The sequence below is a fragment of the Candidatus Dormiibacterota bacterium genome (genome assembly GCA_035532035.1).
Lineage (GTDB): Bacteria > Vulcanimicrobiota > Vulcanimicrobiia > Vulcanimicrobiales > Vulcanimicrobiaceae > Tyrphobacter.
The window spans coordinates 48,666-70,143 of sequence record DATKRS010000035.1 but is presented as its reverse complement, the minus strand read 5'-3'; the positions used below and the strand labels follow the sequence as shown (position 1 = coordinate 70,143).

Sequence of the window (21,478 nt, the reverse complement as noted above, 5' to 3'; positions counted from 1 at the left end):
GCGGCTCCTTGAAAACTGAACAGGACAGAAGCGCATAAAGTCTGTGGGTTCTCGGGCGCCTTTGGCAGAGATGTCAAAGACGTACGGAAACAATTCAACGAGTTGGTTGAGGGTATGTGGCAGAGATGCCGTATATTTTTGACCAGCCGAACAACAAGTCAGCGAGCGAGCCATGTAGAGGGCTCTCCGAGTATTATTGGAGAGTTTGATCCTGGCTCAGGACTAACGCTGGCGGCGTGCCTAACACATGCAAGTCGAACGGGCATTCATGGAGTAGCGATACGAGATGAGTGTTAGTGGCAGACGGGTGAGTAACGCGTAGTCAACCTGCCTTCTTGTGGGGGATAACTATCCGAAAGGGTAGCTAATACCGCATACGCTCTTTGGATCGCATGATCTGGAGAGGAAAGGAGTGATTCGCAGGGAGAGGGGACTGCGTCCCATTAGCTAGTTGGTGGGGTAAAGGCCTACCAAGGCGACGATGGGTAGCTGGTATGAGAGTACGACCAGCCACACTGGGACTGAGAGACGGCCCAGACTCCTACGGGAGGCAGCAGTGAGGAATTTTCCGCAATGGGCGAAAGCCTGACGGAGCGACGCCGTGTGTGGGAAGAAGGCCTTCGGGTCGTAAACCACTGTCGAGGGGGAAGATGATGACGGTACCCCTGGAGGAAGCCCCGGCTAACTACGTGCCAGCAGCCGCGGTAAGACGTAGGGGGCGAGCGTTGTTCGGAATTATTGGGCGTAAAGCGCGCGTAGGTGGGACAGCAAGTCTGCGAAGAAAGACCCCGGCTCAACTGGGGGACCGGCGTGGATACTGTTGTTCTTGAGACGATCAGAGGGTGATGGAATTCCCGGTGTAGCGGTGAAATGCGTAGATATCGGGAGGAACACCAGTGGCGAAGGCGATCACCTGGGGTTGTTCTGACGCTGAGGCGCGAAAGCTAGGGGAGCAAACGGGATTAGATACCCCGGTAGTCCTAGCCGTAAACGATGGATACTAGGTGTTGGTGGTATCGACCCCATCAGTGCCGTAGCAAACGCAGTAAGTATCCCGCCTGGGGAGTACGGCCGCAAGGTTAAAACTCAAAGGAATTGACGGGGGCCCGCACAAGCGGTGGAGCATGTGGTTTAATTCGACGCAACGCGAAGAACCTTACCCAGGCTTGACATCCTCTGATGGCCGTAGAGATACGGTTTTCCGGGCAACCGGACAGGGAGACAGGTGCTGCATGGCTGTCGTCAGCTCGTGCCGTGAGGTGTTGGGTTAAGTCCCGCAACGAGCGCAACCCTTGCTGTGTGTTGGTGGTGAAAACCATCTCTCACGCGGGACCGCCGGTGAGAAGCCGGAGGAAGGTGGGGATGACGTCAAGTCAGCATGGCCCTTACGTCTGGGGCTACACACGTGCTACAATGGCCAGGACAACGAGCTGCGAACTCGCGAGAGTAAGCCAATCTCCAAAACCTGGTCTCAGTTCGGATTGAAGGCTGCAACTCGCCTTCATGAAGTCGGAATCGCTAGTAACCGCAGATCAGCTACGCTGCGGTGAATACGTTCCCGGGCCTTGTACACACCGCCCGTCACGTCACCTGAGTTTCATGCACCCGAAGTCCGCTGTGCCACCCGCAAGGGAGTAAGCGGCCGAAGGTGTGTGAGGTAAGGGGGACGAAGTCGTAACAAGGTAGCCGTATCGGAAGGTGCGGCTGGATCACCTCCTTTCTAAGGAGTACGTGCATCTGGAGTGTCTCGTGAAGAGAGGCTCCGATTTTCGTCCAGACCAAGGCGTCAAGCGGCGCGATGTACTTCAACGTACATCAACTGCTTGGCAACGCAGGGATGGCGGAGATCAGAGACTCTCGAGCCTCGCAGATGTGTACGCCTAGGTCGACCACAGACGAGCGCCGCTCCAAGGGATCGGCCCCTGCTGCACAGCGGAGGGCGGGTTGGCGGAGCCGGCGCCTGGGATGTTCAAGCCCAGTTGCGCAGCCTCGGCGAGAGGCCCCGATGTTCGTCCAGCCCAAGGCGCCAAGCGGCGCGATGTACTTCAACGTACATCAGCTGCTTGGCAACGCAGGGATGGCGGACATCAGAAGCTCTCGGACGATCGCGAGATCGCGCCGAGCTGTCCTGTTCAGATCAGGGGTTCCCTGAAGATTTCCCGTGCGTGAAGACCGAGGCGAGTGCCTCGGAACCTTTCAAGCGACGGGGGGTCCCCGCGAGGCGAAGCCGCGTGGGGAGTTCATTGAAAACTGCATAGCGAAGAACGTTCATGCGCGAGAGCGCATGGAAGTGCGCGGTCCATGCTCTGATTTCCGTCGGAGTGTGGATGCAATTTCGAGTTTCTTGACGGTCGGAGACGACTGTCAAATAAGGAATCACTGTTGTTGGTCAGACCGAGGCGCCCGGCGGCGCAGTGTACGAAGAGTACATGAGCCGGCGGGCAACGAGGGGATGAGCGGCAGCAGAGAGTCCGAAACGAAGAAGAAGTGAACAAAGAGCACATGGTGGATGCCTTGGCATCAGGAGCGATGAAGGGCGCAGTAAGCTGCGAAAAGCTTCGGGGAGCTGCTAACGAGCGATGATCCGGAGATACCCGAATGGGGCAACCCAGCCGCCGTCATGGGCGGTTACCGGCAGGTGAATACCATAGCCTGTCCGGAGCGCACCCGGTGAACTGAAACATCTCAGTAGCCGGAGGAACAGACATCAACCGAGATTCCCCTAGTAGTGGCGAGCGAACGGGGAAGAGCCTAAACCATCAGCGTGCAAGCTTTGCGGCGTTGCGTTGGTGGGGTTGTGAGAGCGGTGCCCAGGAGCGCAAGATCCTGGCGGAAGTGAGCAAGTTGGAGTGTAGTCGAAGCCGGCTGGAAAGCCGCACCGGAGCGGGTGATAGTCCCGTAGACGAAAGGTTCCAGCCTTCCGATCCGTATCTCGAGTACCACGGGGCACGAGAAACCCTGTGGGAAGCTGGGAGGACCATCTTCCAAGGCTAAATATGTCCTGATGACCGATAGTGAACGAGTACCGTGAGGGAAAGGTGAAAAGAACCCCGGAAGGGGAGTGAAAGAGAATCTGAAACCGTGTGCTTACAAGCCGTGAAAGGCCGATGCCGCAAGGCTGGGCTAATCGCGTGCCTATTGAAGAATGAACCGGCGAGTTCCGTGGTGCAGGCGTGGTTAAGGCGTAGAGCCGGAGCCGCAGCGAAAGCGAGTCTGATAAGGGCGCATTGTCTGCATCAGGAGACCCGAAACCAAGTGATCTATCCATGGCCAGGGTGAAGCGCATGTAAAAGTGCGTGGAGGCCCGAACCTGTCGTTGTTGAAAAAACGTTGGATGAGCTGTGGATAGGGGTGAAAAGCCAATCGAACTTGGAGATAGCTGGTTCTCCCCGAAATAGTTTGAGGACTAGCGTTGGATGTTGAGATCCGGGGGTAGAGCACTGACAGGGCTAGGGGGCTTACCGGCTTACCGAACCCCATCAAACTCCGAATACCGGGTCGTATTGTCCAGCAGTCAGACGGTGGGGGATAAGCTCCATCGTCAAAAGGGAAACAGCCCAGACCATCAGCTAAGGTCCCAAATCGATGCTCAGTGGGAAAGGAAGTCACGTCGCCCTGACAACCAGGAGGTTGGCTTAGAAGCAGCCACCCTTGAAAGAGTGCGTAATAGCTCACTGGTCGAGTGATGTGGCGCCGAAAATGTAACGGGGCTCAAGCATCGAACCGAAGCTATGGACTGCCGTAAGGCAGTGGTAGGGGAGCGTTGTGCAGTAGGCTGAAGCCGGACCGTGAGGACCGGTGGACGAGGCACAAGTGAGAATGCCGGTATAAGTAGCGAAAAATGCGTGTGAGAACCACGCACGCCGGAAGTCTAAGGTTTCCTGAGCCATGTCAATCATCTCAGGGTGAGCCGGGACCTAAGCCGAGGCTGAGAAGCGTAGGCGATGGATAAGCCGTTCATATTCGGCTGCCACCGGAGTCCGTATCTCATCCGTTGTTCCAGATCCATCGATTGATCGCGACGTTCTTTGGCCCAGAGGGCCCCCAGCGCAGCGTAAGCGAGTTGGGGAACTTCACGCCGAGCCGAGTGGCTCGGAGGGCTAAGGAGCGATCGGGGTCCCCACCACGCTGATGCGTGCGGGAAGAAGATCGGTGGCTCGGGATCAGCGTGGTGGGGTGAAGCAAAGGGATGACGCAGGAAGATAGGTCAGCGCGGTGATGGATGTCCGCGTCGAAGCTGGTAGGGGGTCAGATAGGAAAATCCGTCTGGCGATACTCCGAGAAGCGAGTGCGAGGCTCTACGGAGCCGAAGTGATCGACTCTACGCTGCCAAGAAAAGTCTCTAGCAAGGAGCGAGGTGCCCGTACCGTATACCGACACAGGTAGACTGGCAGAGCATGCTAAGGCGACGGGAGAATCCCTGTTAAGGAACTCGGCAACTTGACCCCGTAACTTCGGGAGAAGGGGTGCCTTCATTCGTGAGTGTCTTCACGGCACAGAGCGATTGGGGGTCGCAGTAACCAGGCCCAAGCGACTGTTTACCAAAAACACAGGTCTCTGCGAAAGCGAAAGCTGACGTATAGGGGCTGACGCCTGCCCGGTGCCGGAAGGTTAAGAGGAGCGGTCAGCGCAAGCGAAGCTGTGAATCGAAGCCCCGGTAAACGGCGGCCGTAACTATAACGGTCCTAAGGTAGCGAAATTCCTTGTCGGGTAAGTTCCGACCTGCACGAATGGCGTAACGACTTGGGCGCTGTCTCAATGGGGATCCCGGCGAAATTGCAGTACCAGTGAAGATGCTGGTTACCCGCGGCAGGACGGAAAGACCCCGTGAAGCTTTACTGTACCCTGGCCTTGGGTTTTGGTAGGTTCTGCACAGGATAGGTGGGAGGCTGTGAACTCGGTGCTTCGGCATCGAGGGAGCCAACGTTGGGATACCACCCTGAACTTACTGGGATTCTAACGCGCGACCGTGATCCGGTCGGCGGACAGGACCAGGCGGGCAGTTTGACTGGGGCGGTCGCCTCCTAAAGAGTAACGGAGGCGCACCAAGGTACCCTCAGATCGGTCAGAAACCGATCGTACGAGTGCAATGGCAAAAGGGTGCTTGACTGCGAGACGGACAGGTCGAGCAGGGACGAAAGTCGGTCATAGTGATCCGGCGGTACCGCATGGAAGGGCCGTCGCTTATCGGATAAAAGCTACTCCGGGGATAACAGGCTTATCTCCCCCAAGAGTCCACATCGACGGGGAGGTTTGGCACCTCGATGTCGGATCGTCGCATCCTGGGGCTGTAGTAGGTCCCAAGGGTTGGGCTGTTCGCCCATTAAAGCGGTACGCGATCTGGGTTCAGAACGTCGTGAGACAGTTCGGTCCCTATCCGCTGTGGGCGCGGGAGGTTTGAGGGGAGTGGACTCTAGTACGAGAGGACCGAGTCGAACGAACCTCTGGTGAACCGGTTGTTCCGCCAGGAGCATAGCCGGGTAGCTATGTTCGGATCAGATAAGCGCTGAAAGCATATAAGCGCGAAACTGACCCCAAGATGAGACCTCAATCCCGTGCAGGGTGAAGAGTCGTGGTAGACTACCACGTTGATAGGCCGGGGGTGGAAGCACCGCAAGGTGTGGAGCTGACCGGTACTAATCGCTCGGAACTTTTTAACTACGAATGCTCTCATGCGCGGCACCTGGAAGTTCTTCTCTGTGTAGCTTTGGGCCCAAAATGGCTTCGCCGTTTCGGGTACCCGAGTTTCCCACCGCGATCGGCTCGAGCCAAGGCTCGCCATCGCGGTTGGGGATCCAGTTTCTGGCGCTCATGGCGGCGGGGTCACACCCGTTCCCATCCCGAACACGGCAGTTAAGCCCGCCAGCGCCGATGATAGTTCGGCCGCAAGGCCCCTCGAAAGTAGGTCGGTGCCAGATAATCAGAACGAGAGCCCGCGGAAACGCGGGCCCTCTTCGTTTCCAACCGTCGTGATGGCGCGCGTGCCGGGACGGGACCAAGGCTGGGCGATCAACGATGTCATCGGCGGCGAAATCGCGCGCACGAATTATCCACGTCGGTTACAAGGACGTGACGTGTTCGGGCCCGCGCATGTACCCCGAGATCGTAAACCCGGATGCAGTCGGGGGTCTGTACATCCGCTGACTACGGACCCGTTGGTCTGATGCGGTAGACGTTCCCGGTTTGATCGTCGGCGACGAAGAGCGAACCGGTCGGCCCGACGACGATTCCGGTCGGGCGTCCGATTCGATCGGTTCCGTCTTGTTGAAATCCGCCGAGGAACGTCTGCCACTGCATGGTAGGATCGCTCCAGTTGACCGGGGTCGACGGCGTGTCGCCGTTCATCGAGATGAAGACGACTTGCGGCGCTGCGGAGTAGCTGGAGCTCCCCGGAATGGTATGCCACGAGCCGTGTGCCGCCAGGAAGAGCCCGCCGCCGAAGCGTGCGGGGAACGCGTTCGTGCCGGTTTGATGTGCGGGATAGAACGTCGCTCCGATCATGGTCGAATACGCGGGCAGCTCGACGATCGGCGCGACGGTGGCGGCGCAGTTCGAACCGGAGACATACGCGACGTGATTCTCCTCGCAGTCGGGCCAGCCGTAGTCGGCGTTGCCTGCGTGCGCGCTCAGGTCGTCCGCGAACTCGTACGGATGGGCGTAGGGAAGGCCGTCTTGCCCGGCTCCGGCAACCCAGAGGTGCCCGCTTACGGGATCGACGGCGAGCGCCATGGCATTGCGGATGCGATGAGCTTTCGTCGTGTAGCTGCCGCCCGTCGGCGCAAACTGCAGCACCACTGCGCGTGTCGGGTCGACCTCCGTGCAGGCGTTGCACGACGATCCGATGGAGACGAAGAGTGCGCCTTGCGTGAACGCAACCGACGTCGTTCGATGCACGTCGCCGTCGCTTCCCGCGGGGACGCCGCCGGTTCGAACGCTCGCAACGTGCAGTGCGCTAGATTCGCTTCTATCCCCCGGGTGATAGCCGACCATCCATACGGCCGTGTTGCTCCCGACGTAGAGCGCGCATTCTTGGAGCGACAACGCAACGCCCGCGTTCGGGCCGTCACCGTTAGGATCGGTCCAAAAGATCTGCGGCGTGGCGGCCGCGCCCGCATCGTCGGCGTGCGCAACGATGAAAACGCTGCTCCCCTCGGTGCCGACGAAAAGGTCCCCGTTCGGTGCTATTGCGAGCTCCCTGGCTTTGGGCACGTTGGCGACGATCGCGCCGCTGAAACCCGCTGGTAGGGTCAAGCCGGATGGCATCGGCGCGGGCGAGGGGCCGACGGCGTTCGGATCCGGCGTAGCGAATCCGCTCCTGCACGAGCTGGGAGACGGCGCGCCTGCCCGTCCGCCGGGGTACGAGAGGTTTTGGCTCCCGGAGCCGCCGGCGCAGGCCGTCGCCGCGAGAGCGAGGCCAACCAAGAGAGCCGGCCCGACGGATCCCGTCCGCATGACGGTAGTATATCAAGGAGATGGGTCTTTCGTATGCCGCCGCACTCTTCGATCTCTTCGGGACGCTCGTAGACGGCCGCGGTAACGCTTGCGAAGGTGCGGGCGAGCTTCTGGCGCGCATCGCGCCGCTGCCCTGGGCGATCGTGACGTCATGCCCTCGCGAGCTTGCGGTCTCGCTGCTCCAGCGCGGCCGGTTGCCGGTACCGCGCGTGCTCGTCAGCGCGGACGACGTCAACACGCCCAAGCCTTCGCCGGAGGGCTATTTGCACGCCGCTGAGATGCTCGGCGTGCTTGCGCACGAGTGCGTCGTCTTCGAGGACAGCTCGTCGGGCATGAGCGCAGCGCGTGCTGCGGGAATGCGCGCAGTCTGCGTTCTCACCGGCTGGGCCCGCGTCGAGGTCAGCCTGGAGAACGGGCGCGTTGCGGTGCGGGAACTCCCGTAGGAGCTACGCAGGCGGCGGCGTGGCCATCCCTTGCTGGGCACGTCGCGTACGCAGCTGCCGGACTTCGGAGCGGAGCTGGGTTAGTTGAGTGGGCGTGAGCACGTGCATCACCTGGGCGCGCAGCGACTGCATCGACGAGCGATCGGGCATGGTGTTTGCCGGATGGCTCTGCATGTATTGTACGCGGATCGCCTCCAGCTGCTGCCGCTGGGCCGGCGTGATGCCGTCCAGGGCTTCGACGAGGCGCCACATCCCTGAGCCGCGAGGTGCGTTGGGTCCGGTGACGGTACCGCTCTGGACCGGGACGGGAGACGGCTGCGGCGTGGTCTGCGCGCGGACGGTAGCCCACGGAGCGGCCAAGAGAAGCGCTGCGGCGAGAGCGCGAGGGGTACGCATGAGCACACTCTACGCTATCGCCTTGCTGGCTCTCCTGAAAACCGCATGAAAGCCGGCGCTTTTAGGGACGCGGACGAATCGCCGCCGCCTTGACCGCCTCCGAAGCATGCTCCTGGAACCGTTGGAAGTTGTCCGCGAAGAGCCGGGCAAGCGTTGCGGCTTGCGCGTCGTACGCCCGCGCATCGCTCCAGGCGTTCCGAGGATTGAGCACGTCGGATGGAACCCCAGGAACGCTCTTGGGAACGAGCAACCCGAAGAACTCCTCGCGCTCGAACTCGGCGGGAATGCGGCCCTCGATTGCCGCGTTCACCATGGCGCGCGTGTGCGCGATCGACATGCGCTTGCCGATTCCGTACGGGCCGCCGGTCCATCCGGTATTCACGAGCCAGCAGTCCACCTCGTGCTCGGCGATCTTGCGGCCGAGGAGTTTTGCGTAGACCGTGGGGTGATGGACCATGAACGGCGCGCCGAAGCATGTGGAGAACGTTGCCTGCGGCTCGGTGACCCCGCGCTCGGTGCCGGCAACCTTCGCCGTGTACCCCGAAAGAAAATGATACATGGCCTGCTCGCGCGAGAGCTTCGAGATAGGGGGCAATACACCGAAGGCGTCCGCGGTAAGCATGAGCACGACCTTCGGATGGCCGCCTCTGCTTCCGGCGACGACGTTGGGAATGAACTCGAGCGGATAGGCGGCGCGCGTGTTCTCGGTCTTCTCTTCGGAGTCGACGTCGAGCGCGCGCGTGCGTTCGTCATATGCGACGTTTTCGAGAACCGTCGAGAAGTGTTGCGTAGCGGCCCAGATCTCCGGCTCGGCCGTCGGTGAGAGCCGGATGACCTTGGCGTAGCACCCGCCTTCGAAGTTGAAGACGCCGTCGTCGGACCATCCGTGCTCGTCATCGCCGATGAGCGGACGATGCGAATCGGAGGAGAGCGTCGTCTTGCCCGTGCCGGAGAGGCCGAAGAAGATGGCGAGATCGCCTGCCTCACCGACATTCGCGGAACAGTGCATCGGCAGTGACTCGCGCAAAGGTAAGAGATAGTTCATCACCGTGAACACCGATTTCTTGATCTCGCCCGCGTAGCGCGTGCCGCCGATGAGAATCATGCGACGCCGAAAGTTGACGATGACGAACGTCCCGGTGCGCGTGCCGTCGCGCTCGGGATCGGCCTGAAAGAGCGCGGCGTCGACGACGGTGAAGTCGGGAACGAAATCCGCCGGCAGTCTTTCCGGCGTGATGAAGAGATGGCGCGCGAAGAGGCTCTGCCATGCAAGCTCGGTGTAGACGCGTACCGGCAAGCGAAACCGCTCGTCGGCGCCGACGTAGCAGTCCAGGGCGTAGACATCTCGCTCGGAGAGATGACTCTGCACGCGCTCGAACAGCGCGTCGAATCGCGCCTCGTCGATCGGCTGATTGACGTCTCCCCAGTCGATGTGCGTCTCGCTGCCGGGCTCCCGGACGAAGAACTTGTCCTTGGGCGACCGGCCCGTATGCGGACGCGTGTCGACGACGATCTGGCCGTCGGGCCCGAGAACGGCCTCGCCGCGTTTGACGGCATGCTCGGCAAGTTCTGCCGCGGAGAGGTTCTCCCATAGCGTCGCCGCGCGCAGTTTATCGGGAACGGTAAGCATACGTTCTCCTCTTAGAATGGGCATCCAGGCTCCAGGCGCTCGACCCGGAGCTGCGAACTGAACTGACTTATGCCCAAGCCGCTGTTCTCTACCCTCCTCGCGGTCGCGATTAGCCTGCCCGTATGGGCCGGGGCCGCGCTGCCGTTCCGCTTCGGATTCTTCCCGAGCGGCCCGCTCGACGGCATCACCGACGTTCCGGGCGTCCGGGTCGCGAACCTGACGAAAATCGAGGGCAGCGACGTCCGGACCGGCGCGACGGCGGTACTTCCCGACGCCGATCCGTGGGACGAGAAAGTCGCGGCAGCATTCGTCGGCTTTAACGGCAATGGGGAGATGACGGGAACGCACTGGATCGAAGAATCGGGATACCTCGAAGAGCCGATCGTGCTGACCGATACGCTCGACGTCGGCCGAGCCGACGACGGGGTCGTCTCGTGGCAAATCGCACGCCACCCCGAGATCGGCCGCACCGACGACGTGCCTCTTCCGGTCGTCGCCGAATGCGACGATCAGCTTCTCAATGACATCCAAGGCAGAGCCGTGAGTTCCGCCGACGTCGTGCGGCTCCTCGACTCGGCGCGCGAAGGGCAGTTCGCGCGTGGAAGCGTCGGCGCCGGTACCGGTATGCGCGCCTTCGACTTCAAGGGCGGCATCGGCTCGGCGTCGCGCGTACTGCCGCCGGAGCTCGGCGGATATACGGTCGGCGTACTCGTCAACGACAACACGGGCAGCACGCGCGAACAACTGACGATCGTCGGCGTACCGATCGGCGAGCGTCTGATCGACGTCGACCGCACGCGGTTTCCACATCGTACCTCGGTGCGAGGCCGTGCCGCGTCAGGATCGATCATCGTCGTCGTTGCCACCGATGCGCCGCTGGATTCGCGGCAGCTCCACGCCGTTGCGCTCCGCGCGGCCTTGGGTATGGGGCGCACCGGCTTGACCTCGGACGTCGGCAGCGGCGACCTCTTCATCGCGTTCTCGACGACGCGTATCTTCCATCACACCGGGCACTTCGTGGTTACCGCGCCGACGAGAGCCGCGCTCTCCGACAACGACCGCCTGGATGCGCTCTACCGAGCGACGGCGGAGGCGACGCAAGCGGCGATCTACGACGCGCTCTTCGAGGCGACGACGGTGACCGGCCGCGGCGGCATTACCGTGCATGCCTTACCGCGCGAACGGGTACTTCGTATGCTGCGCGAGGCAAGGGCGATACGATGAGAGTGAAGCTGGGATCGGTCGGCCACTTCGGCCTCGCCGTACGCGATCCGCACGCGAGCGCCGCATGGTGGAAACGGCATTTCGACCTGCATGAGATTTTCGGCGGAGAGGAGTACGTCGGGCTCACGAACGCATGCGTCACGATCGTGCTCCATCGCGGCGTGCCTCACCCGGGCGTTCTGGGGCACATGTCCTTCCATCTCGGCGATACCGAGGAGCTGCAAGCGGCTCTGGAAACGCTACGTGAGGGTGGCGTGGAGCTCGAGGATCCTGGCAACGAGGTCGGTCCTGAGGCGCCGGGATCGAAGAACCTCGGACTCTGGTTTCACGATGAAGACGGTTATCGTTGGGAGCTGTCGGTTCAAGCGCGCTAGCCGGCCTTGTCGATGATTACCTGTACCGTGGCGAGGGTCGCGGTACCGAGCAGGAAGCCAGCGATGACTTCGAATCTTCCGTGCCACCCGGCGCGGACGAGGGCATATCCCAAGGTCGCGAGCAGGACCGCGCAGAGCCCTACGTAGCGGCGATCCGCGACGACGACCGCGGCTCCCATGCACGACGCAAACGTTTCGTGGCCGCTAGGGAAGTACGGGTGCGATTTCCACACGTCGAACCATCGGTTGACATGCGCGAGCACGAAGGAGACGAGCACTGCGAAGAGTGTCGCGCGGACGAGCGCGGCGATGGGTTCTCCCCGGCGGCGCCGGGCCAAGAGCGCGACGATCCAGAGCGGGAGCGGCAGCAGGGCGAGGCACTCGATGACGGCGGCGACACCGAACCTCACTGAGCGACGTCGAGCAGCGCGGCTTCGGGATTGCGGTAGAAGCGGTAGCGATTCTTGCCTGCGATCTTGGCGTCGTAGAGCGCTTCATCGGCGGCGAAGAACAGCGACTGCGCGTCGCGGCCATCGTCGGGGAACATCGCGATGCCGATCGAGGCCGGCAGGCCGTGACGCCGCAGGGCGCTCAGAACGCGCTCCACGCCCCTGGCGGCGGCACGGCGCTCGCTGTGGGTCATGACGATGACGAACTCGTCTCCGGCGTAGCGAGCAACGATATCGCCTCGCCTGGCGTTGGCAAGCAGCACCTGGGAGAAACGCTGGAGCGCGAGGTCGCCCAGACTGTGGCCGCCGCTGTCGTTGATCGCCTTGAGGTCGTCGAGATCGAGGATGATAAACGCGAGCGGTGTCTGGTAGCGCTCTGCCGTCCTCAGCTCGTGCTCGAAGAGCTGGTGGAGGGCTCGCCGGTTGGCGATGCCCGTCAGCGTGTCCGTCAGGGCTAGGCGTTGCGTCTCTTCGAGCAGGCGGCGCGTTTCGTCGTAGAGACGCGCGTTCTCCATCGCCATTGCGGCCTGTGCGGCGAAGTCGAGAAGCATGCGCATGTGGCCGTCGTCGATCTCTGCGGTCGGCAGGTCGTCTGCATAGAGCAAGCCCCGTACCACGTCACGCGTGACGATAGGAACGACGCAGTAAGCGCCCCGGCCGTCGGTCAGCGGTGCGTCAGGGTCGGCGGGCGAACCCGTGGAGAGAGGGATCGCTCCGGAAGCGACCTCGCGCAACGTCGAGTCGGCTCGATAGGAGCGCTCGTCCTCGGAGCGAGCGACGTTGCCGTCTGCGTCGCACTCGAGCCGCCGGAGGATCGCGCCGTCGGCGAGGACGTCGAAGAGAATGACGCGCCCGAACTTCAGCGCCGCGCGGACGCCGCGCAAGACGGTCGAGAGGATGTCGTTGATCTCGAGTGACGAGTTGATGGTGGAGAAGACTTGCTGGAGGACGAAGAGTTCCTCGATCTGCCGGGCGTACTCGTTTTTCTCGGCTTCTAGCGCCGCGAGGCGCGACTTCAGTTGCTCGACCTCCTCGTGCGGGGCCGGCCCGTCGTGGGAAGCAGAAGAAGCAGGGTCCGTCATGCCCCACCGAGATTGATACGTACAGCTTGCATCAGTTCGTTCACCTACACGTCCATTCCGAGTACTCGCTGCTCGACGGTGCATGCCGCATCGAGCAGCTCTGCCGCCGAGTCGCCGAGTTCGGCTCGCCTGCGGTCGCACTCACCGACCACGGGGTGATGTACGGTGCGATGGAATTCTACGATGCAGCGCGCAGAGCGAACCTCACTCCTATTATCGGCTGCGAGGCGTACGTAGCGCCACGCGGCCATCTCGATCGTACGCTGCGCGATGAGGCGCACGTGACCCTCCTCGCGGCCGATCTGGAAGGGTACCGGAACCTGAGCGTCCTCGTCTCTAAGGGCTTCCTCGAGGGATACTACTACAAGCCTCGCATCGACCTTGATCTGCTCGAGCGGCATAACCGGGGCCTGATCCTCCTCTCCGGCTGCATATCGGGCCTCGTGGCCGCCCCGCTCCTGCGCAACGATCGCGTCGCTGCGGTTCGCAACGCCAGGACCTATCGGGAGATCTTCGGGGACCGCTTCTATATCGAAGTGATGCGTCACGGCATGCCCGAGCAAGACGTCGTCAACGAAGGCCTGATCGGCATCGCGCGCGAGCTCGACGTACCGATCGTGGCCACGAATGACGCGCACTACCACGAGCGTGCGGACGCCGTCGCGCACGACGTGCTGTTGTGCATCGGCACGGGACGCACCGTCGCCGACACGAACAGGCTGCGCTTCTCGACGGATCAGTTCTACCTGAAGACGCCCGACGAGATGTACGACGTCTGGAGCGATTTGCCCGAAGCCTGCGAGAACACCCTGCGCATCGCCGAGCGCGTCGATCTCGCGTTCCCGAAGCGTACGTTCAGCATGCCGGAGTACCCGGTCCCGCCCGACGCTGGAGACGACGACGCGTACTTGCGCCGGCTCTGCGAAACGGGGCTTGTGGAACGCTATGGGGAGGAGCGCGCGCGAGACGATGGCGCACTGCGTGAGCGGTTCGACTACGAGCTGGGCGTCATCGCGGCGATGGGGTACGCATCCTACTTCCTCATCGTGTGGGATTTCATCAAGTTTGCTCGAGACCGGGACATCCCCGTGGGGCCGGGCCGCGGCTCGGCCGTCGGCTCGCTCGTCTCCTACTGCCTGCGCATTACCGATCTCGACCCGCTCGCGTTCAACCTCTTCTTCGAACGGTTCTTGAATCCGGAACGCATCTCGATGCCCGACATCGACACAGATTTCTGCGTGGAACGGCGTGACGAAGTCATCGCATACGTGACGGAAAAATACGGCGTCGATCGCGTTGCACAGATCGTGACGTTCGGTACGATGGCCGCGCGCGCGGCCGTCCGCGACGCTGGACGCGTGCTCGGCGTGCCTCTGCCAGACGTCGATCGGGTCGCGAAGCTCATCCCTTCAGGCCCTACGGGGCTGTCTATCGCGGCGGCCGTCCGGCAGATATCGGAGTTGAAATCGCTCTACGATACGAGCCCGCAACTGCGTCATTTGCTCGATACGGCGAAAACCATCGAAGGACTCGCGCGCAACGCGGGAACTCACGCGGCGGGCGTCGTGATCTCGGACAGACCCCTCGTCGAGTACGTGCCGCTCGTGAAGTTTGGCGATGGCGGCGTGAACACGCAATACGACATGGAGTGGATCGAGAAGATCGGCCTGCTCAAGATGGACTTCCTCGGCTTGCGCAACCTGACGGTAATGCACAACGCCGTGCGCGAGATTCGGCGCACCACGGACGGCGCGTTCGCGCTCGAGCGGATTCCTCTCGGCGACGCAAAAACGCTGGAGATGCTCGGGCGCGGCGAGACCGTGGGCGTCTTCCAGTTGGAGTCGGAGGGCATGAAGCGCGTCTGCACCGAGCTGCAGCCCTCGCGTTTCGAAGACATCGTGGCGCTGGTCGCGCTCTACCGTCCGGGGCCGATGGAGTGGATTCCGCACTACATCGGCAACAAGCACGGCCGCAGCAGGCCGAACTACCTGCATCCGAAGCTAGAACCGATCCTCGCCGAGACCTACGGCATCGCCGTGTATCAGGAACAAGTCATGCTGATCGCGCGCGACGTGGCTGGATTCTCGATGGGGGAAGCGGACGAGCTGCGCAAGGTCATGGGCAAGAAGCTCAAGGACCAAGTGCCCATCTACCGGGAGCGCTTCATCGAAGGCGCGATGAATCACAGCGGCATCTCACGCCGGCTTGCCGAGGATATCTTTGCGTTCGTCGAACCATTCGCCGGCTACGGCTTCAACAAGTCGCATGCGGTAGCGTATGCGATGATCGCCTATCAGACGGCGTATCTGAAGGCGAATCACCCGCTCGAGTACATCACGGCGCTGCTGACGTCGGTGAAAGACCGCACCGACAAACTTGCCGAGTACATCGAGGACGCCCGCCGCTACGGCATCGCCGTTCTTCCACCCGACGTCAACGAATCGCTCGTCGACTTCACCGTCGTCGCAGACCAGATTCGCTTCGGGCTCTCCGCCGTCAAGGGCGTCGGTGAGGACGCCGTGCGCGCGATTATCGACGCGCGCGAGCGCGGGGGACCGTTTACCGATCTGTTCGACTTCGCCGGACGCGTCAACGCGCGCCAAGTAAACCGCCGGGTCTTCGAGGCGTTGGTGAAGTGCGGCGCGACCGACGCGCTTACCGGAAACCGCGCCCAGAAGCTCGCGGCGCTGGATCTCGCGCTCGACCTAGCCGCTCGAGCGACGCGCGATTTGGAGCTCGGGCAGGCATCGCTCTTCGGCGACATTGCGCGTGACGCACCGTCGCTCGCGCCCGTGCTGCCCAGCGTCGCCGCGCCGTCGCAGCGTGAGAAACTTTCGTGGGAGAAGGAGACGCTAGGCATCTTCGTCTCAGGGCACCCGCTTGCGGACGTTCAGGATACTCTCGTGCGGTCAGGCGCGACGGTGATGAAGGCGTTGCGCAGCCTCGACGACGACACGGCAGTGACCATCGCGGGAGCCGTCACGGGCGCGCGCCGCGCGACGACGCGTGCGGGAGGCCAAATCCTGATCGCACAGCTCGAAGATACGACCGGAAGCTGCGAAGTCGTCGTCTTTCCGAAGCTCTATCCACACGTGCAGCAGCTCTTCGAACGCGACCGCATTCTGGTCGTGAAAGGACGCGTGCGCATTCGCGAGCGACCCGGAGCGCACAACGGCGACGAGGGGAATGTCGATCTTTCGGTGAGCGCGAATGACGTCGCTTCTTTCGAGGGGGCAGCGCAGACGCACAGCGTGCGCGGCTGGCTGGTAGAAGTCTCGCAGCGCGAGCAGATCGACAGGTTGGCGGCGCTCATCGAGCGCTTCCCCGGTGACGCCCCGGTACTGCTGCACGCGCGAGGCAGGGTGCGGCGTCTTCCGCGTACGATCGCCGGCGACGTGCGCGTGCGCCCGGAGCTCGAGCGGATCTTCGGCGGCGAACACGTGCGCGAAGCATGAAGATCCCCCCAGGCGTCCGCGACTGGCTGCCGCAGGAGTTCGCCTTCAAGCGCGACGTCGAGGAGCGCATTCGCGAGGTCTTCCGCTCGTGGTCTTACAGCGAGGTTCTTACGCCGACTTTCGAAGTCTACGAGGCGCTGGAACGCGGCCTGGGCGAGCGGCTGATGCAGCAGACGTTCCGCTTCAGCGATCCGCTGGGGCAGTCGCTGGCGCTGCGCACGGAGATGACGACGCCGATCGCCCGCGTCGTCTCCGCGCGCTTACGCCAAGCGACGCTTCCGCTGCGCCTCTCGTATATCGCGACCGCGTTTCGATACGAGGAGCCGCAGCTCGGGCGCATGCGCGAGTTCACGCAAGCCGGCGCTGAGCTCATCGGCGGTATCGGCACGAGCGCCGACGCCGAGGCGCTTTTCATGGCGGCCGAGACCCTGGACGCGGTCGGCCTGGGCGACGCGCGCTTCGACATCAACGATGCTGCAATCGTCGACGGCGTGCTCGCGAGCGTAGGCCTATCGGGGGATGCGGCCGAGACCTGCAAGCAGTTCATTGCCGAACGCAATATCGTCGCATTGCAAGACTTCGGTGAGCGCAATGCGGTGGAGCCGGAGCGATTTGAGATGCTCGTACGGCTCACGATGACGCGCGGACGCGACGACGTGCTGCGGCTCGTGCGCCCGATCTGCGCGACGCAACAATCGCTCGCCGCGCTCGCGCGCCTGGAAGAGATCCTCGACCGCGCGGACGCGTTCGGATGGCGGGAGCGGATCAATATCGACTTCGCGCTCTTGCGCGATCTGCGATACTACACCGGCTTCGTGTTCGAAGGGTACATCGACGATCTCGGCTTCTCGCTCTGCGGCGGCGGACGGTACGATCAACTCCTACCGCGCTTCGGGTACGACGTGCCCGCCGTTGGCTGGATGGTCGGCGTCGAGAGAATACTGCTGGCGCTCGAGCGGAGGCGAGAGGACGAGCGCCCGCGCAACGAAGTGGACGTGCTCGTCAGCGGTTCGGACGTCATCGCGAAGCGCGAGCGCGCGAAGGGCTTGCGCGTTCGTCTGGACGTCCGTGACCTGGATCGCGGCGGCCTGCTCGCGTACGCGAGCCACAAAGAGATCCCGCGCGTCATCATCGTCGAAGGCGACCGCGTGGAGGAGATCGTGCGGGAAGAGCTCGCGTGAGCGAGCGCCTCGTCATCGCGCTTCCCAAGGGCGCGCTCTACGAAGAGACGAGACGGCGCCTGGCAAGGGCGGGCATCGACGTGCCGGCAAATGTCGGGCGCAGGCTGCAGGTCATGGCCGGCGACGACCGCACCGAGCTGCTCGTCCTTCGCTCGAGTGACGTTCCGGCGTATGTGGAGTTCGGCGCAGCGGACTGCGGCGTCGTCGGTAAGGACACGCTCTGGGAGACGGATCGCTCGGTCAGCGAGCTTGCGGATTTGCGATTCGGCGAATGCCGGCTCGTCGTCGCCGCGCGGCGCAGCGACGGCTACCACGAAGGCGCGCGCTACCCGACGTTCCTGCGGGTCGCGACGAAGTTCAAGCGTTCGGCGCAGGCATATTTTGCGGAGCGCGACGTCGCTTGCGAGATCATCGCGCTGCACGGATCGGTTGAGCTCGCGCCTCTCGTCGGTCTTGCGGATGTGATCGTCGATCTCGTCGCGACCGGAAGGACGCTGCAGGAGCACGACATGGTCGTCGTCGACGAAGTCGGCCGCTCCTCGGCGCGCTTCGTCGTGAATCCCGTGCGCTTTCGCGCGAAATACGCAGCGATCATCAACTTACTCGAGCGCTTGCAGCGTGACTAGACTCGCCATCGTCGAGGCGTCGGACCCCGCGCTCCGCCCCTTCTTCAAAGCCGGCTGGGAGCCGTCGCCGGAGATCTCGGCCGCCGTCAGCTCCATCGTCGCCGACGTGCGCGAGCGAGGAGATGCGGCGCTACTCGACTACGCGCGGCGATGGGACGATCCGGCGTTCGACCTGCGCGCGCTGCGCGTCCCGATCCCGATGCAGGGCCAAGCGCGCTCGCTCGTCGCGCCGGAGGTCGCCAATGCGCTTGCAATCGCGAAGGAGCGGGTGGCACGATTTCACGAGCGACAGCGCCGCAAGGACATCGCGTACGAGGAGTCCGACGGGACGCGCTACGCGTTTGTTACGCGCCCGCTCGATGCCGTAGCGGCCTACGTGCCCGGAGGGTCGGCCCCGCTGCCGTCGACCGCCGTCATGACGGTCGTACCGGCGAAGCTCGCTGGGGTCTCGCGCGTCGTCGTGCTGACGCCGCCCCAAGGCAACGGCCGCGTGGACGCGGGGATTCTCTACGCTTGCGCGCTGTGCGAAGCCGACGAGTTATACGCCGTGGGCGGCGCGCATGCGATCGCTGCGGTCGCCTACGGAACCGATTCGATCGCGCCGGTCGACAAGATCGTCGGTCCGGGCAACGTTTGGGTGACGGAGGCAAAGCGTCAAGTGGCCGGCGTCTGCGGCATCGACGGCTCCGCCGGCCCGTCGGAAGTGCTGGTCGTCGCCGACGCTTACGCCCAGCCAAAAGAGATCGCCGGGGAACTGCTCGCGCAAGCGGAGCACGATCCTCTTGCCCGCGTCGCAGCGCTCTCGGAGTCGCGCGAGATCCTCGAATCCGTCGCCGGCGTGCTCGAGCGATACGATGTCGCAGGCATGCCGCGCGCCGAGATCGTCGCGCGGGTGCTAGCGTCGCGCTGCCGTCTCATTCACGCAGCGCACTTCGACGAGTTGTGTGCGACGATCGAGCGCTTCGCGCCCGAGCACCTCGCCCTACAGATGCGCGAACCCGAGCCGGTGCTTGCGCGCGTACGTCATGTGGGCGCGGTCTTCGTCGGCGCGCAAACGCCTGTCGCATGCGGCGACTATCTTGCGGGAACGAACCACGTCCTGCCCACGTCGGGAAGCGCGCGCTTTGCGTCGGGACTCTCACTCGCCGATTTTACGCGCACCTTCTCCGTCGTGCGCAACGGCGATCGCCGCATTCGTCAAGACGCTCCGGCGATCGCGACGCTTGCAGAGTACGAAGGCCTTGCACAGCACGCGAAAGGCGTCCGCGAGCGGGCGCAGCGGGAGCCGGAATGATTCGCCTCGTCGCTCTGGACCTGGACGGAACGCTCGTCGGGCGCGACCTTGTCCTGCGCCCGCGGGTGCGAGCGGAGATCGCTCGCGTGCGATCGCGCGGCGTCGTGGGATGTCTCGTCACGGGGCGCATGTACCGTGCGGCCCTCCCCTATGCACGAGAACTCGACCTGGACGCACCGATCGTCTGTTATCAGGGGGCGGCGATCGTCGATCCGCAGGGCGACGAGGTGCTCTTCGACATGCCGTTGAGCAACGAGGTGGCGCTCGACGTCGTGGCGATAGCGCAAGCGGAAGGGCTGCACGTGCAGCTGTACCGGAACGACAACTACTACAGCGAAGAGCGCAATCGCTTCTCGGATCTCTACGCGCGGCTCTCGCGCGTGGAGCCGATCGTGGTACCGTCGCTGCGCGAAGCGTTCGCGACGAGCGATGCAACCAAGGCGGTGATCGTTGCGGATGCCGACGTCGCGAGCCGGTATGTGGCGCAGGTACAGGTTCGCCTGGGCAAGCGCGCATACGTTACGCGCAGTTACCCGGAGTTCATCGAGATCCTCAATCCGAACATCGACAAGGGCGAAGCGCTCGAGTTCGTCTGCGCGAGGCTGGGCGTTGCGATGGACGAAGTACTGGCCGTGGGAGATTCCTGGAACGACGAGCCGCTCTTGCGCGTTGCAGGCGTGGCCGTTGCCATGGGCAGCGCCCCGGACGCGGTAAAGGCGCTTGCGGATGCTGTCGTGGGCGACGTCGAGCACGATGGCGTGGCAGAGGCGCTCGCGCGCTACGTACCGGCATGAGCGGGAGAAGGCGGCGCCGCGCGCCGGCTGCGCGATTGCGGCCCTTCTGGTTCGTCGGAACGGCGGCGTTGCTCGTTGCGGTCGCCGCGGGATATTTCTTGATGAGCTGGCCCGGTTTCCGAGCGAAGCACGTGCGCGTGATCGGTAACAGCGTCGTGCCGGCGCAGGAGATCCTCGCGCGAGCGCGCATCGAGCCGCACGGTAACGTCTGGCTCCAGAACACGGCAGCGGTCGCGCGCCGGATCGAGACGATCCCGTACGTGCTTACGGCGCGCGTCCACCGTTTGCCGCCGGCTGACGTCACGATCGTCGTGACGGAGCGCCGCCCCCTTGCGATCGTGCAGAGCGGCGGTGAGATGGCGACGGTGGATCTATCGTTGCGGGTGTTAGAGACGGGCGCGAGCGACGCCGCGCTCCCGGTATTGGTCGTCGCACCGGGTGTGGATTTGCGCGCGGGGAAGTTCGTGCGCGCGCCTTCCGCCCTAGCGCTGCGCACGGCGTTGCTCTCGCTGCGCGCGCACGGCGTGAGCGTTCAACGTCTGTTGGACGATCGAGGGGACGTCGACGCGCTGCTACCTGGAGGCGTTCGCGTCCTGCTTGGCGACGAAACGAACGTTGCCGGCGCCGTTGCGCTGGTCGAGCCGATTCTCACGCGTTTCGCCTTGTTGGGGCGCTTCGTCGGAACGCTCGACCTGCGCTCCCCCACCACGCCGGTGGTGACGGAGCGCGGCAGCGCGCGGCCTAGGGCCGCGAGGTCGGCGCTGGCTCCGACTGGACGCCGTAGTCCTTGAAGACAAGGACCGCGCCCTTCTCCGTAGAGAGCATGAGCGTGTCGCCGGGGTGCACGGCCGCAAAGGTCATCGTCGGCCGTCCTGCGGCGAGCACGGCCTGATCGCCGTCCTGGAACCTGACAAGGATGTGGGTTGCATCCTGAACTTGGCTGACGATGACTCTATAGGTCGTATCCGGGATCTGGGTTGTCGCGTTGAGGGTGCGGCCGGCCGTCGCGGTCTGAGATGCCGCTGCGGCCACGGGAAGGGCGAGCGCCCAGGCAATTACGATAGCAACGAGTCGCATA

The 21,478-nt window shown here is 63.5% G+C and carries 15 protein-coding genes and 3 rRNA genes; 12 read left to right on the top strand and 6 right to left on the bottom strand.

Annotated features, from left to right (window positions below; all coding sequences use genetic code 11):
- Positions 1-193: 193 nt before the first annotated feature.
- The 3 genes from VMV82_11180 to rrf all read left to right on the top strand — a co-directional run bounded on the left by VMV82_11180 (position 194) and on the right by rrf (position 5,918).
- A 16S ribosomal RNA gene (locus VMV82_11180) occupies positions 194-1,720 on the top strand.
- Between the two features lie 762 nt (positions 1,721-2,482).
- Positions 2,483-5,658, top strand: a 23S ribosomal RNA gene (locus VMV82_11175).
- A 143-nt stretch (positions 5,659-5,801) separates the two neighbouring features.
- Positions 5,802-5,918: ribosomal RNA gene (gene rrf / locus VMV82_11170) — 5S ribosomal RNA — on the top strand.
- The 16S, 23S and 5S rRNA genes sit together here, the layout of an rRNA operon.
- A gap of 226 nt (positions 5,919-6,144) precedes the next feature.
- Here the strand turns inward: rrf and VMV82_11165 are convergent.
- Positions 6,145-7,251 carry a hypothetical protein gene (locus VMV82_11165; GenBank protein ID HUY42105.1) on the bottom strand — a complete coding sequence of 369 codons (1,107 nt, stop codon included), beginning with the start codon at positions 7,249-7,251 and terminating at the stop codon, positions 6,145-6,147.
- A gap of 221 nt (positions 7,252-7,472) precedes the next feature.
- On the opposite strand from VMV82_11165, the gene VMV82_11160 reads away from it, so the two are divergent.
- The gene (locus tag VMV82_11160; GenBank protein HUY42104.1) at positions 7,473-7,895 is read left to right on the top strand and encodes an HAD-IA family hydrolase; all 423 of its coding nucleotides are present in this window, start codon (positions 7,473-7,475) and stop codon (positions 7,893-7,895) included.
- 3 nt (positions 7,896-7,898) lie between these two features.
- On the opposite strand, the gene VMV82_11155 is transcribed toward VMV82_11160, so the two are convergent.
- Both VMV82_11155 and pckA read right to left on the bottom strand, forming a co-directional pair.
- Positions 7,899-8,291 carry a hypothetical protein gene (locus tag VMV82_11155; GenBank protein ID HUY42103.1) on the bottom strand — a complete coding sequence of 131 codons (393 nt, stop codon included), beginning with the start codon at positions 8,289-8,291 and terminating at the stop codon, positions 7,899-7,901.
- Positions 8,292-8,352: 61 nt separating this feature from the next.
- Positions 8,353-9,921: a phosphoenolpyruvate carboxykinase (ATP) gene (gene pckA / locus VMV82_11150; GenBank protein ID HUY42102.1), complete on the bottom strand. Its 1,569-nt coding sequence runs from the start codon at positions 9,919-9,921 to the stop codon at positions 8,353-8,355.
- 69 nt (positions 9,922-9,990) lie between these two features.
- On the opposite strand from pckA, the gene VMV82_11145 reads away from it, so the two are divergent.
- Together VMV82_11145 and VMV82_11140 are read left to right on the top strand one after the other, a co-directional pair.
- Positions 9,991-11,145: a P1 family peptidase gene (locus VMV82_11145; GenBank protein HUY42101.1), complete on the top strand. Its 1,155-nt coding sequence runs from the start codon at positions 9,991-9,993 to the stop codon at positions 11,143-11,145.
- Positions 11,142-11,519, top strand: a complete 378-nt coding sequence (locus VMV82_11140) for a VOC family protein (GenBank protein HUY42100.1) — start codon at positions 11,142-11,144, stop codon at positions 11,517-11,519. Before VMV82_11145 ends, VMV82_11140 begins: the two co-directional genes overlap by 4 nt.
- Here the strand turns inward: VMV82_11140 and VMV82_11135 are convergent.
- Entirely contained in the window at positions 11,516-11,929 is a 414-nt protein-coding gene (locus VMV82_11135; GenBank protein ID HUY42099.1) for a phosphatase PAP2 family protein, read from the bottom strand. The two genes, VMV82_11140 and VMV82_11135, sit on opposite strands and share 4 nt — an antisense overlap.
- Complete coding sequence (locus VMV82_11130; GenBank protein HUY42098.1) at positions 11,926-13,050, bottom strand: sensor domain-containing diguanylate cyclase; 1,125 nt, start codon at positions 13,048-13,050, stop codon at positions 11,926-11,928. The genes VMV82_11135 and VMV82_11130 overlap by 4 nt, the downstream gene beginning before the upstream one ends.
- A 26-nt stretch (positions 13,051-13,076) precedes the next feature.
- On the opposite strand from VMV82_11130, the gene VMV82_11125 reads away from it, so the two are divergent.
- Genes VMV82_11125 through VMV82_11100 form a run of 6 tightly spaced genes read left to right on the top strand, consistent with a single transcriptional unit; the run spans position 13,077 to position 21,191 of the window.
- Positions 13,077-16,505, top strand: coding sequence for a DNA polymerase III subunit alpha (locus VMV82_11125; protein ID HUY42097.1), 3,429 nt, complete (start codon positions 13,077-13,079; stop codon positions 16,503-16,505).
- Positions 16,502-17,686 (top strand): ATP phosphoribosyltransferase regulatory subunit, encoded by a 1,185-nt coding sequence (gene hisZ, locus VMV82_11120; protein HUY42096.1) that lies wholly within the window; start codon positions 16,502-16,504, stop codon positions 17,684-17,686. The genes VMV82_11125 and hisZ overlap by 4 nt, the downstream gene beginning before the upstream one ends.
- Positions 17,683-18,312 carry an ATP phosphoribosyltransferase gene (gene hisG, locus VMV82_11115; protein ID HUY42095.1) on the top strand — a complete coding sequence of 210 codons (630 nt, stop codon included), beginning with the start codon at positions 17,683-17,685 and terminating at the stop codon, positions 18,310-18,312. Before hisZ ends, hisG begins: the two co-directional genes overlap by 4 nt.
- Positions 18,305-19,606: a histidinol dehydrogenase gene (gene hisD, locus VMV82_11110; protein HUY42094.1), complete on the top strand. Its 1,302-nt coding sequence runs from the start codon at positions 18,305-18,307 to the stop codon at positions 19,604-19,606. Before hisG ends, hisD begins: the two co-directional genes overlap by 8 nt.
- A complete protein-coding gene (locus VMV82_11105; GenBank protein HUY42093.1) occupies positions 19,603-20,400 on the top strand; it encodes a Cof-type HAD-IIB family hydrolase in 798 nt (265 codons plus the stop codon). The genes hisD and VMV82_11105 overlap by 4 nt, the downstream gene beginning before the upstream one ends.
- On the top strand, positions 20,397-21,191 hold the full coding sequence (locus VMV82_11100; protein HUY42092.1) for an FtsQ-type POTRA domain-containing protein: 795 nt from the start codon (positions 20,397-20,399) through the stop codon (positions 21,189-21,191). The genes VMV82_11105 and VMV82_11100 overlap by 4 nt, the downstream gene beginning before the upstream one ends.
- On the opposite strand, the gene VMV82_11095 is transcribed toward VMV82_11100, so the two are convergent.
- Positions 21,142-21,477, bottom strand: coding sequence for a hypothetical protein (locus tag VMV82_11095; protein HUY42091.1), 336 nt, complete (start codon positions 21,475-21,477; stop codon positions 21,142-21,144). The two genes, VMV82_11100 and VMV82_11095, sit on opposite strands and share 50 nt — an antisense overlap.
- Position 21,478 lies beyond the last annotated feature (1 nt).